This is a genomic window from Moritella marina ATCC 15381 (assembly GCF_008931805.1).
GTDB classification, from domain to species: Bacteria; Pseudomonadota; Gammaproteobacteria; order Enterobacterales; family Moritellaceae; genus Moritella; species Moritella marina.
The window spans coordinates 848,339-861,903 of the sequence record NZ_CP044399.1; the positions used below are offsets into that span (position 1 = coordinate 848,339).

Consider the following 13,565-nt stretch of genomic DNA (forward strand, 5'->3'; position numbering starts at 1 on the left):
AAGAATAACATCAGTTGATACAGCATTCTTAAGACTTGGAGAATTTAGATGCCAGATTATGTAGTGATTGAGTCGAAAATCTACACGATAGAATACATAGTTAAAGTATTTGATGAGGAAGAACGGCCCTCTAGCTTTGATCGAGTGGACAATATCGTTATACAGTTTGGAACTCATTTTCATCACCTAGGGCGCATTTGTTATGATGATTTTAAAATCACGAATAAAAATAATTGCGAGTTAAGGGTCAATTTAGCGTCGATTAATCTCGATGGAGTTCAGTTCGTTAAAAGATTATTACCATACTTTAGTGATTTACTATCCGACGGGAAAAGAGTTCGAACTTTGTATGGGAATACAGGTTATATAATCAGTTTATTCAATCACATTCGCGAAGTAGGGGGAGATCTACGTTGTGATAAAAATTCTATAAGAGCTTTTGTTAACCGCTACACAGATCATTTATTGCACCAGATTAAAATCTATGATCGTTCATTGAAGTTAGGTTTATCTACGCACACAGCACAAAGCTACCAAAGCCAGGCCATCTCCTTTTTATCTTATGCTATACAGCTAGAAGAGAGTGAGTTGACGGGGGGGTTACTGCTTATTCGACGTAATAATAATCAAGTGCAGTCGGCTGTTGCATTACCTGACGATAATTTATCTTATCAATTTAATCTATATACACAAATATTCCGTCAATTCAGCAACATAGTATTAGAGCATAAAAAGCTACCTATACCTGTTAATTTAAATAGTGAGAAGTTATGGATTGCACCATCTTATAGTCAATGGCTAAAACCAAAGCATAAAAAAACAATTGGTTTACGTGGATTTAATTATGATACGGGTAAGTTTTATAATATTGAAGAACTTGAATTACTCGAACACTGTAAAGGTAAGCAACGATATCAATTAGGGCAACATATTAGTCAAGCACTAAATTCTACAGAGAAGGCTAACGAACCATACTCATCATTAAGGCTATTGTTGGCAGGCTGGGCTTGTCGAGCTTACTTTATGCACTTCTTGATTGTCACTGGAGAGAACGACAGTACAGCGGCAAGTTTATTGTTTGATGATGAGTATCTAACTACACGAAGTGAACAACATTTTAGAAGTATCAAATGGCGAGCCAATGGGATTGACGTACATTACGATATCCAAAATGAGTTTGTGTATGATTTCCAACGTTATATTAAATTGAGAGATTACTTAGTTAAATATTATCAAGAAGATTATAAAGCGCTTTTTATTAGTGCTGCGGTCAGTAAACTAACTAAGTTAAGTACTGATGGAAATGCTTCTTGTGATTTCCGAAGGCTGTTCTCTGTGCAGTTTACTGGGAAACCTTTAACTGGGACGAGTAAGTCCTTTCGTGTAAGTAAGTCGTTGTGGGTTCGAGAAAGTTATGGCTCGGGGATCAGTAGTTACATTATGCAACATCAAGAGAGGACTGCTGATTCAAATTACACCAGTAAAAATGACACTAAAACATCAGAGCAATTAACTGATTACTTTATTGAATTAGATAAGCAATTACTTAGAGGTACCGGTACTGAAGAGCCGATACCAAGTGGTCACTGTGCAGAACCGGCAATGCCTGACGCTTTGCCTTCATTATCACTAGGCAGCGCGATAACTGTTAATTGTGGGACTCTGGAAGGTTGTTTGTTTTGTAGTAAATTTCGTATCCATGCCGATGAAGATGACATTCGCAAGTTACTCTCGGTTAAATACGTAATAATGCAAAGTCAGCATCTAGCTGCATCTAGCTGCATCATCGGAACACTTTGATGGTGTTTATCAGGTTGTATTAACACGTGTTGATGACTTGTTAGCGCGTATTGCTGACGTAAATTCTACAATATCTTCAGTGATAGATAAGGTTCGTAAGGAAGTTTTTGAACAAGAGCGACTCTCCGAATATTGGTATCGGAAGTTGGAATTGCTAGAAGAGTTAGGGTTGTTGTAAATACGGTGAAATTGTAATGAGTCTACAGTATTCTTTAATTTTAACGTGCAAACTCATCTTCAATTAAATTCGCTGCCTTTCATCAATGTCATTCAGTATAGCCATCGCAGTATGTATTATGACGCTTGGCTAAACCCTACGCGGTTATCACCGACTGAATACGCTACTATTTGGCTGATTTCTTGTAAGCTATAACCTGATTCAGATTGCCATTGGTTAAAGGTATCCTGAATTATTTTCAAGCTACGTTTTGACGTTAAGCCGCCTTCGATCAACTTGTTAGCTCTAAAATAAGTTTCAACATCTTGACTTAGAATAAAGGTATCTTTACCTAATTGACGCAATGCATAAGGGCCTGTATTACCACCTAAACGAGAACCATGCTTTTTAAGATATAGCCATAAACTAGTTATATCATCACTCGGCCAGTTTGCTAACCATTGACCGATAGAACCAAATTCATCACTGAGTTCTTTTAACCATACCGCGTTATCACGTACAGTTTTAACTTTTTTATAATTTCGAATGATTTTAGTATCTGTAGCTTTACGCTCTAACATATCATCAGGCATTAATATTAGCTTATCAATATTAAAGTCCCAAAATACTTCTTCAAAACCCTGCCATTTATTATTCACCACAGCCCATACAAAGCCTGACTGGAAGATTTTACGAGTGAATTCTGCTAGCACTTCATTATCGCTTATTTGAGACAGTTCACTCTTGCTAAGTGGCTTAGAGGTGAGGTGTGCTAGTGCTAATTCACCACCTTTTCGCTCAGCTGCGCGGCGATAAATATCGTTAAATTTTTCCATGAATGACTTCGCTAATACTTGATGTGTGGGGATAGTTTACAGTAGATACAGTTAAGGTCACAATCTAAATCAAGTTGTTCTTAATCGGCTAAAGATGATCTCTGGACTTCCCAGAGGTCTCCAGATAATTTCTAATTGCGATTTGACGTTTTTATATAGTGACCCATTTAACCAACTTGTTTATCAAGTTATTGAAAAATAGATTTTTAAAGTAATTATTCAGTAGAAAGTAGTAGAGCTTGGTTCGTCGAGTTAAAGAGTTGTAAACCAGTTCATATTTGAGATTTTTATGAACTGGTTTATAGTTTAATTTGAAGCTAGGCCGCTAGAACTTGTCTAAATGCTAATTGTATTGAATTATTTACAACGTTATTTCTGATACTAACTTTTCAGTGTCGGAATCTATTTCTATTTCATTATAGTCTTGAAGTTTACTTGTTAGTTGGTTTAACGAGATGTCCTGTTCAGTTTTGTCATTATCATAGCCTTTTGAAAATTTAGATATAGCAAAAATAAGTTGCTTATCTTTAAATTTTTCAGATATACGAAGTAACTTTTCCATAGAGTCTAAACTCATTGCATGTTGCCCTGGCTCATCAAATATTAAGACGCCAGGGTGAACGACCGATTTATTCATTAACGCTAAATAGAAAGCCCATTCTGCACGTATAAAGTCGCTTGCAGAAGATGCTAATCGTATAGGTTGGGCACTTTTTGCGGAAGCATTATAAACACTAGGAAAAGCTTTATATGGCTGCTTAGTATTAATATTTACACGATATAATTCATTGCTGGTATAGTGAAACTCTGAAAGGTGACGTCTAAAATCAGATTGAAATCTATTTATACTATCTTCATCACGACTAAAAGACGTCTTGATAATTTTTATATCTGTATCTATGTTTATTATTTTAGTGTTTAACTGGTTAATTTTTTCTTTAAATATATTAAATTGTTCTGATAAATTACTCAATCTTTCAAGAAGGTTAGATTGAGTTATTTCAGCATGAATACTATCTCTAGATAACTCTTTTTCTGTATTTGCATTTAAATCACGATCTATATTTGTTATATTTATTTTTGTTTCGTGTATTAAAGAATTATAGTAATTACTATCCTTCGAGTACTCTTCTTGGTAGTTAGCAAAGCTGTTCAAATAAGAATCTATCATTGATATTTTACTATCTATAAATTTAAGCGAACTCTCATAATCTTGGGGTGTGATTTCTCTATCTGTTGAGTTTATTTTTATTGAATTATCACATAATGGACAGCTGTTAGATTCCGATAGCTCACTTAATAGATCATCTACTTTCCTTGCTCCAACGATGTTCATTCTTTCTTCTCGAAGGTGAGATAAATGACTTTTATAATTAGCTACCTTAAAATCCTCTGTCGTATATGCTCTATCTAAAGATGAGTTAATTCTATTTAAATTTAATAGCCTAATCTTTAGATCCTTCCTTCTTGTACTTAACTCTGAAAGGTCTTTTCTTTTTTCAGCTTTTCTATTATTAATTTTCAGGGTCGATAATTTTTTATTAGTTATTTTGGTTGCTGTGTTTATATCTAACCATTCAGAGTCAATATTAATTTTTAACTGTAAATTTTTTAGTGAATCAATCTTAGACTTTTCATATTTTATTGCTAGCCCGTTAACCTTATACGACAATGAATAATCAGCTCGGTTAAAATTTATTACAGCTTGATTCCATTCATCTACAAGACTATTTTTTTCCACGGTTAGTTTGTCTTTTTCTAAATCATACTCTAAACAATCTAAGGATAATAAGTACTCTACTAGTTTTCTCTTAGCATCTTTAATATTGAATGATGGCATTTGAGATAGATAATCAGACCAACCCTTTGTTTGTTCTATAAAACAGCTAGAAAATAAATTTTGTAGATATAGAGTATTTTTTTTAGTTTCTTTATCCCTAGGTAATTGAATCCCGATAAATGATTGTAACCAATTATAAAACCCACGGTTATGTGTATGATCATAATTAAAATGAAGGTAGTATTTTTTTTCAAGACCATTATCGATAACGGTTATTATATTTTTATCTAGGCTTTCAGGTGAAACTGCCATTCTTTCTAATAGTACCTTATTTCCCTTATCATTTTCAATTTCTAATAAGATACGTGATTGAGTAACATTATATATATTTTTTTGGTATTTAAATTCACTAGTTAGACACTTGTCGAGCAGGCTATTTTTACTTGTACTCATCCCTAATAATTGTTCCATACCAAGATTATAATAAATACAAGATAATATACTTGATTTACCAGATGAGTTCTGACCTTTAATGATGTTTAAACCATTATAAAACTTATACTTAAAACCATATACTTTATTATTTTCTTTGACTCGTATATCTGCGGATACAAAATTTATTTTAAACATTAAAAGATCACCTTGGATTTATCAAATATAGTTGTAGTTACAGATTTTGATAGATTAATAATTTTTTCATTTATGATTGATAATTCTCTTATTTCATTCATTAAAAGTACATTTTCATTACCCTTTTCTGTAAGAGCGAACCTAACTTTATTTCCATCATACGTCTGTTCAATTAATTCATTTTTTACTAAAACTATAATTTTATTCTTCAAGTCCTTATCAATATTCCATGGCGGTATTGTAAATTTAGGGAAACCTGAGAACTCTTCTTCACATATAACTAAATCGAATAAAAAATGAAGTTTGTTAAGATATATATAGTTGGCTCTACCAGAAGTCGAATGGTGAATTATGAATAATAAAACAGCAACTTGAAAACTTCCTAAACTCCTAGAAGAAACAAAACTTCTATATGATTTTTTCTCTATAAAAATTCTCATACTTTACGAAACCTTAAGTGGCAGACTGCCATCCAAGTAGCAATATTATATTGCGCTATTTTACGTTTATCAGTTCTACTTAAGCCAAAGTGGGCTAGATCTTCGTTAATGATCTCTAAATGGTTCTCATATACTTTTTTGTAGTGTTGCAATGCTTCTCTATTGCTATTTACATACTCTAGCATAGAGTCTCTTTCAGCCGTTTCGACTACGTCTTGATAACATTCAAATAGCGCTGAATTACGTTCAATCACATCTTTGAAGCATTTATCACCGATCATTATTTTTTGTAATTCTTTAGGTAACTCCTCGTAGAATGAATCACCATATATATTCTCTAGTTTCTCTTCTAGATTGGAATAAAAATTTTTATTTTCAGGTTTGTTTTTCCAATCTTCAATCCAGCGATTGAATTTATCTTCGCTAAGTAGGCCACTGTTATACTTTATAAGCTTATGGCTAGAGTCAAAGCTATCCCTAGAAACAACCTCTATGTCTTCAATTATTTCTTTAATGGGGTATAACGCTCTAGAATCGACAAGATCTCCAACTCCATTGTTAGGAATTTTATTTATTACGCCATGAAAAACTATTGAACCATCTGAGTTACATAGGAGTAATGGACTGCCTGATATTCCTTCCATTGCGTCAGGGCCATGAAGGTCTTCTGTGAAGTTGTTAAAAGAATGTGTTTTAACATTGTACCTTACCTTGTTTTCTTCTAGTTTGTCACTAAAACTAATAAGCTCAAGAAATACGGGTTCGTTAAGATTCTCTGCTTTTACGTAAGATAAAGACATTAATTTACTATTTATGATTGAATCACATATAACTACATCGCATACATGATCAATATTAGTTTTAATCTTTAATATCGTTAGGTCATATTTTCTAGCAAATTCGATACAACTTAACAATTCATAGCTATCGAGATGATTATTCTTGGTGCAAAATATATTGAATTCTCTTTCTTTAGAAAAATCCCTACCGAAAATCACATGACCTGCTGTAATACAATAGTACTCATTATTAAAGGGGATTATAAAACCACCTCCAATATGAATTCCTTGTGAACGAAAGTATACAAAGTTATTTTTTATATTTTCTTTTAACTGAATCATAGTAAACTCATTGATTTTGAATACTCAATATTGACTTTGAAATTATCAGGTACATTTTTAAGTCTAACTCGTCTACAAACACTTCTGTAATTAAAATAAAAAGTACATTCATCATACTTATTATCAATGCATGAATTTATAATTCTAACGATTGTTTCTGCATGAGGGTGACCATAATTTCTTGGTCCATTAGTAGATATTATAAATTTATTACAATCTATTTTAGATAATAGCTCTTTACTTGTATTGTACTTGCTTCCGTGATGTGAAACTTTAACCGCATCGAATTTTATTTTACGATCAAGCTGATTACTTATAGTGATAGGTAATGAATCTGAAAGGAATAAAACGTTTTTGTTTTTATAAGAAACTATAAATGACATTGACGAAGCATTAACTTCATCACCATGAATGGTGGATTTTGGCTCTCCTGGATCTTTAGAGCAATCTATTTCGATAATATCATTAGATACTAGTCCTTCATCGATCACCTTTGGCCAAGCCTGGTATAAATCACTTACTAGAACGTCATCAGGTGACAATATAGTAATGTTTACATCCCCCAGTTCAATAACTTGATTTGCAATACCTTGTTTAATGCTATAACCATTTTGATCTAGCACGGATTTTAAGTTATCACCATCAGAGAAGGTAACTAAACCTTTGTTATTGTTTTGTACTGGAACTAGAGCAGGGTGATTCATGTAAATAGGTACTGAGGTAGGAATTACGTGCCTGAAATGTGTAAATAGTTTAGCTATTCCACCAACATGATCACGATCTACATGTGTTACAAAAATAGCGTGTAATTGGCAGTGAGTATTATTTTCTAGGTGTCGTTTAATTATGTTGGCTACACGGCGTGTGCCTCCATCAATGATAAATGCAACATTACCGCATTCTACGATGAATGAGTCACCTGTTTTAGCTTCTAGTAAATGTATTTTATAGTTATCTTTCATATTGTGTTACTTTAAACATGCAAGCGAAAGGCAATTTTACACGTAAAGTAATTGTCGTCTATAAATAATATTTAATAGTTTGATTTAATTCACTTATACTATAAATATACATCTTTTCTGTTTCAGATAATCCATACTTTATCATGCAAGATAAGTTGTGAATGGTCTGGGTATTTTATTGTAATGAATTTTCAATCTATCTCTTAAGTAGTTTATTCAATGTATTTAGTAAATATTTTATCTTTTAATAAATCAACACTAAAAATATAGTTGTAAAAATATGGACAAATAAGCTTTATTTTTAAACATTTAGTCCATAGAAAATGATATCCTTTATGGACACTTAAAATTAATTTTTTGATATGGTTTTATCTATAAATCAATCAATTGCGATTGTCCATACTGTGGATTCTAATGGGTGGTGACCCGAATTATTGACATTAAGTGGGCAGGTTTTGAAGAAGTATTTTGGAATTTCGATATTGATAAGCTGATCTTAATGCCCGATGACATGTTAGAGCGTAAAGCCGCTGATACTAAAATTATTCGTAATTACACTAAGGTAAAGACAGTACGTGATAATGCGATGTGGCTTAAAGAAATCTGTGAAGAATACGGTTCAGTTTCTGAGTGGTTAGCACTATGGCCTGCAGATGATGTGGTCGGTTTGTGGTTGTATATGAAAAAACACGGCAGTCGTTTAGGTGGCAATACAGGTCCTTATGCACTGCGCCGTTTAGGTAAAGATACCTTTATTTTGAGTTCGGATGTTGAAGCTTATTTCCGTGGCCATAAATTGATTGACGGCGGCTTGATGACAAAGCGTAGTTTGACGACGATCCAGGACACCTTTAATCAGTGGCAAAAGCAGTCGGGCTATTCGTTACAGGCGCTAAGCCAAATTGTCGCTTATTCGGTGGGTGATAACCGTGTTGGTTTTAGTGCGGAAAGTGTCGGCGACGAGTAAGAGAGTGTCGATGATAACAAGTAGAATGAAAATGATGAAAAATAGAGTGAAAGTGATGAATAAATTAATGGTTCCCCTGTTATTGCTGTGCGCATTCGTATTTCCAGCACAAGCGCTGACTGTTAAGTTTAGTGAAGCAGAACTACAAGAAAAAGTGTCTAATGCGATGCCGCTAGTGAGGAAAACATCTTTTATGACGGTGGAGTTAACCAACCCTATATTGACGCTAGCGAAAGACAAAAATGAAATTGAATTACAGCTAAACGTTAAGCTGTTGATGGGGGAGTTAGCGAATAAAGGGTATGCTCGACTGACTGGATCATTGCGCTATAAAGCCGAGGATGCGGCGTTTTATGTCACTAATATGCAAGTACATGAAGTACGCGTTGAAGGTATGCCTGAATTCTTTACCCCGCAAGTGAAGCAAATGGCAGAGCAGGTGGTCAATCCAGTACTGGATAAAATGCCCATTTATAAACTCAAAGATGACGTAACCCAAACGATGATTAAAGCAGTATTAGAGTCAATAGAAGTGCATAACAAAACTTTAATCGCGACGCTTAACGTAATTTAAGTGTTAATAATATTGTGATCTGCATCATGTTTTGATATTATCCCTATAGAGGTACTTTTGGCTGATGCATTAGCCAAATCGACAGTTCTCGAGAATCTGTTTTCTAAAGTAAGGATATTTTATTTTGACAATTCAACAGTCTACAAAGCTCCGTGAGCGCGATTGTGCGAAACAGAGCGAGGGTAATACTCAGCAAGTTAATTGTAAGGGTGACAAGATAGAAAACATTGCACAGCTGTTAATGCATTTAGGCATGGACGATATTAAAGATAAGTGTGATGACTGTGATATTGAAGTTCGTAACGTTTGTTTAGCTAAATTGCAGCAGACTGACACGGTCAAGCGAACTAAAATAATGCCTAAGGGATTGACGACTGAACGACTCGTTACTGAGGAATTAGTCACTGAAAAAATAGCCAAAAAGACAACAGGCAGTCCCCGTACTGAAAATCATTTGTTAAGCAATCAATTGCCGAGTGGCAAAGAGCGGAGTATAGAGAATAAACTTATTCTAAGCAGTATTTTCGCCAGTATATTTATCGTCGCGATGCGATTTTAATAACGAGATACCATCCGCAATAAGCCCTGTATGAACAGGGCTTATTGCGTTCAGTTCATCAGTAAAGTGTTACAGTTTAAACACGCCAACCATATCACCAAGGCGTATCGACAGATCACGTAGTTCGTGACTCGACTTAGCTAACCCTTCAGCAGTATCAGCCGTACATTGAGTAATATCATTAATCTCAACAATATTCTGGTTAATCTCATTCACTACTGTTGATTGTTCTTCAGTTGCCGTTGCTACTTGCGTGTTCATATCCGAGATCAAGCAAATGCGCTCACCAATAGACACGAGTGCTGCCGAAGTATCCGTCGTTGCTATGGTACCTTGTGTGGTTAATTCACTGCTTTTCAGCATTGCCGCAACAGCACTTTTAGCTTCATTTTGTAAGTTATCAATCATGGCTTGAATTTCGTTTGTTGATTGCGCAGTGCGGCTAGCCAAATTACGTACTTCATCTGCAACGACGGCAAAACCACGACCTTGTTCACCTGCTCGAGCAGCTTCAATGGCGGCATTTAAAGCCAGTAAGTTAGTTTGTGCAGAGATACTGCTGATCACTTCTAAAATGCTACCAATCGCCTGGGTATTATTAGCTAACGAGTCGATAACTTGGCTTACTTCACCCACATCGCCAGCGAGCTGGTGGATAACATTACTGGCTTGAGAAACCACAAGCTGGCCATTACGCGTATCTGCTTCAGCGCTTTGGGCTTCACCTGCTGCACTTGAGGCATTGCCTGCGATCTCATTAACCGTTGCGCCCATTTCATTAATAGCGGTGACAACAAGGAAAGTACGGTCGCGTTGTTCATGGCTGTTATCTAAAGTAATTTGCGCTTGGTTAGCGACTTCAGTTGCAGCGCTTTGTAATGCTTCACCTGTGCGCGATACTTCTTGCATCGATGTGTGGATCTTGGTGATAAAACTATTAAAACCTAACGACAGTTGGGCTATTTCATCATGCCCTTGAATATCGATACGTTGGCGTAAGTCGCCGTCACCATTACCGAGTTCTGCAAACACAGCTGCGATGCGCTGAATAGGACGCGTGATGGTATTGCCTAACCAGATAGCAATAAAAGTAAAAGCAAGAGCAATCGCTAATGTCCACAGCATGATCTTATTATTCGCTTGTGACAAGGTTGCGAATGCTTCTTCGGTCGGTAACTCGGCAATCACATACCAATCCATTGATGGAATATAACTACTGGCTATATGTGTATCACGACCTGAAACAACCGCTTCACTCATGTTAAATGCACTTTTTTGTAATAGGTTTGATGCAACATCACGATTGTATAATTGGCTTAAGTCAGCTTTACCGATTTGGTTATTGTCTTTGTGTAAGCGCACCGTACCCTTTGCATCAACTAAGTATATAAAACCAGTTTGCTCTAGTTTGAACTGGTTAATAAAATCAACCATATCATCGAGCGACTTAGAGAAACCTGCCATGCCTAGGCCATTGAGCTGTTGATAATTAATGAATAACTTGGTGTCGCCATTAGACTCTTTAAAAATACTTACCGATTGTGATTTATTGCTGTTAGTGAAATCATAGAACCAATTGTCTTGCTGACGATTCAGTTGACGTAAAAACCCATCTTGGTTCCAATAGTTACCGTTTGTGCGGTTCGCTATGGAAGCGTCAATGAGTTGGTATTGATTTTTAACATCATTCAATGCTTGAACTAATTGTTGTTCTTGTTGCGGAGCCGTTGTTTTATCAAGGCGCTCTAACATAAAGCGATTACTCGCTAACTGTTCAGCGGCTTGTTGTATGGTTGAAATTTCTTTATCAACCTCATTACGGATCTGCATTAGCTTTGCTGGTAATTCAGATGTCGTTAAACGTGTTTCAATCACGTTTTTGGCTAGATTCTGACTGACAAAACCAACGAGTAAGGTCGCGGTTATTACGGCACTGATCATGGTGATGATCAGTTTTTGTTTAATGCTAAATTGACTGAAATTCATGGGGTTGCTGTCCTAGCCTAGAAATAATAAAAGTTTAACCATTAAAATTAATTTAATCATTATAATTTAATTTTAATATAATACGTTAATAAACAGGTTAGCGGCTGAGTTTGTGAAATCTTTAGTTATATAAACCAACTTTAACCCTACTTTTAATTAATTAAGCATCCGAGTGTTTAAAAAGTGGCATTTTTATAGTATAAGGGCGGGTTGAAGTAAGAATATCCCCAAATTAGGAACTAAAAATGTCTAAAATGTTTTTCAAAGGTCGTATTGACGCAAGATTAAATCACGTTAAAGCTGGCTATAACACTAACCGTGATATTAAATTGGGTTCGGAAGAATCGCCTTTAAATTTGATCGTGCAAACAGCAGAGCGTCAAACTGAAATTGAAGCAATTTTAGCGGAAACAAAATTAGTTGCGAACATCGAAGTAAATGCAGATAAAGAAGAAAATATCCGTGATTTAAATGGCATGTTGAATAAGCCAAAAACAACTGTATTCGAAAAGACACCTAATCGTAACGATCCTTGCTCATGTGGTAGTGGTAAAAAATACAAAAAATGTTGTGCATAATTTGATTTAAAACTAATTTTTTTTAGTATTTAAACTATATATTATTAAGCCCTTAATTATTTTATTAAGGGCTTTTTTGATCTTTGCCACTTAATTTTCATCACTGCCGGATATTGTGAATATAGGCTTGTTTTACCGGTAACATAAACCACTTAATTCACCATATAGCCACTGACGAAATCAATACTATTAATATGCACCTATGTTACTAAAATTACGCTCATATAAATAAGGAGATCTATATGAGTTTGTTGTATTTTTTTTGGTGGCTAGCGTCTATCAACTAGCTCGTACAGCACTGTTGCTGACAAGGATGCATAGAAGATTGAATATAAGTCAGCCTGGCAGGGGTGAAAAGAGTGATTATACATTTAAGTAATGTTTCTTTATATTCAATCTTTTGCATAAAAATAGCCTTACTCACGAGTCACGTGGTAAGGCTATTTTTTTGTGACTACTTACAGAATACCTAAATTTTGTTTTAGTAATTTCAAGTAGCGGCGGCTAACGGGGATCATTTGACCACTGTTGGTCATTATTTCAGCCAAGCCATTATCTAATAGCTGGATCTCTTTAATTGCTTTTAGATTGACCAGATATTGTCGATGGCAGCGAATCAAAGGCGTCTTCTCTTCCAACACTTTCAGCGTCAGCTGACTTGTCGCATTTTGCTGGCCAGTATTGATGCAGACACCTGACAGCCCACTGTGCGCAAATTCAATATCTTGGATGGCGATAATTAAAATTCGGTTGTGGCCAATACAAGGCACATGCTCTAACTGAGCCTGTGTAATGACACTATAATTTACTTGCTCGGTTGATTTTACCAAGCGCTCTACTGTTTTTTGGAGTCGGGCTGGGTCAACTGGTTTGAGCAAATAATCAAAGGCATTTTCTTCAAACGCCTGTACGGCATATTGATCGTAGGCTGTTGAAAAAACTACTTTCGGCATGGTGTCAGTATTTAACATCGACAGCATCTCGATACCGGTTATTTGTGGCATCTGAATGTCTAAAAATATAATGTCGGGTTTGTATTTATTAATTAATTGTAATCCTTCAATGGCATTTTCTGCTTGTTGAATTACCTGAACTTGTTTGGTTTCATGTAATAATTCGATTAACTCTTCACGAGCATACTGTTCGTCGTCAATGACAATAGCGTTAAGCATGAG

Annotated in this window: 12 protein-coding genes; 5 read left to right on the top strand and 7 right to left on the bottom strand. The window is 35.1% G+C overall.

Annotated features, from left to right (window positions below):
• The first annotated feature begins 48 nt into the window (after positions 1–48).
• Positions 49–1,800, top strand: a complete 1,752-nt coding sequence (locus tag FR932_RS03910; protein WP_019439359.1) for a hypothetical protein — start codon at positions 49–51, stop codon at positions 1,798–1,800.
• 294 nt (positions 1,801–2,094) lie between these two features.
• Here FR932_RS03910 and FR932_RS03915 read toward each other — a convergent pair whose 3' ends face one another.
• The 5 genes from FR932_RS03915 to FR932_RS03935 all read right to left on the bottom strand — a co-directional run bounded on the left by FR932_RS03915 (position 2,095) and on the right by FR932_RS03935 (position 7,726).
• On the bottom strand, positions 2,095–2,793 hold the full coding sequence (locus FR932_RS03915; protein WP_019439358.1) for a DNA-3-methyladenine glycosylase I: 699 nt from the start codon (positions 2,791–2,793) through the stop codon (positions 2,095–2,097).
• 361 nt (positions 2,794–3,154) lie between these two features.
• Entirely contained in the window at positions 3,155–5,203 is a 2,049-nt protein-coding gene (locus tag FR932_RS03920) for a P-loop NTPase family protein (protein WP_019439357.1), read from the bottom strand.
• On the bottom strand, positions 5,203–5,643 hold the full coding sequence (locus FR932_RS03925) for a hypothetical protein (RefSeq protein ID WP_019439356.1): 441 nt from the start codon (positions 5,641–5,643) through the stop codon (positions 5,203–5,205). Before FR932_RS03925 ends, FR932_RS03920 begins: the two co-directional genes overlap by 1 nt.
• Positions 5,640–6,764, bottom strand: a complete 1,125-nt coding sequence (locus tag FR932_RS03930; protein ID WP_019439355.1) for a hypothetical protein — start codon at positions 6,762–6,764, stop codon at positions 5,640–5,642. Before FR932_RS03930 ends, FR932_RS03925 begins: the two co-directional genes overlap by 4 nt.
• Positions 6,761–7,726, bottom strand: a complete 966-nt coding sequence (locus FR932_RS03935) for a ComEC/Rec2 family competence protein (protein ID WP_019439354.1) — start codon at positions 7,724–7,726, stop codon at positions 6,761–6,763. The genes FR932_RS03930 and FR932_RS03935 overlap by 4 nt, the downstream gene beginning before the upstream one ends.
• A 418-nt stretch (positions 7,727–8,144) precedes the next feature.
• On the opposite strand from FR932_RS03935, the gene FR932_RS03940 reads away from it, so the two are divergent.
• From FR932_RS03940 to FR932_RS03950, 3 genes are all read left to right on the top strand, one after another.
• Positions 8,145–8,693, top strand: a complete 549-nt coding sequence (locus FR932_RS03940) for a DNA-3-methyladenine glycosylase I (RefSeq protein WP_019439353.1) — start codon at positions 8,145–8,147, stop codon at positions 8,691–8,693.
• A 31-nt stretch (positions 8,694–8,724) separates the two neighbouring features.
• The gene (locus FR932_RS03945) at positions 8,725–9,267 is read left to right on the top strand and encodes a DUF1439 domain-containing protein (RefSeq protein ID WP_240532313.1); all 543 of its coding nucleotides are present in this window, start codon (positions 8,725–8,727) and stop codon (positions 9,265–9,267) included.
• 124 nt (positions 9,268–9,391) lie between these two features.
• Complete coding sequence (locus tag FR932_RS03950; protein WP_019439351.1) at positions 9,392–9,826, top strand: hypothetical protein; 435 nt, start codon at positions 9,392–9,394, stop codon at positions 9,824–9,826.
• 69 nt (positions 9,827–9,895) lie between these two features.
• Here FR932_RS03950 and FR932_RS03955 read toward each other — a convergent pair whose 3' ends face one another.
• Positions 9,896–11,812 carry a methyl-accepting chemotaxis protein gene (locus tag FR932_RS03955; RefSeq protein ID WP_019439350.1) on the bottom strand — a complete coding sequence of 639 codons (1,917 nt, stop codon included), beginning with the start codon at positions 11,810–11,812 and terminating at the stop codon, positions 9,896–9,898.
• 245 nt (positions 11,813–12,057) lie between these two features.
• Here FR932_RS03955 and FR932_RS03960 point away from each other — a divergent pair, with 245 nt between their 5' ends.
• Positions 12,058–12,390, top strand: a complete 333-nt coding sequence (locus tag FR932_RS03960; protein WP_019439349.1) for a PBPRA1643 family SWIM/SEC-C metal-binding motif protein — start codon at positions 12,058–12,060, stop codon at positions 12,388–12,390.
• A gap of 458 nt (positions 12,391–12,848) precedes the next feature.
• Here the strand turns inward: FR932_RS03960 and btsR are convergent, their stop codons facing one another.
• Positions 12,849–13,562, bottom strand: a complete 714-nt coding sequence (gene btsR, locus FR932_RS03965) for a two-component system response regulator BtsR (protein WP_019439348.1) — start codon at positions 13,560–13,562, stop codon at positions 12,849–12,851.
• Positions 13,563–13,565: the final 3 nt, after the last annotated feature.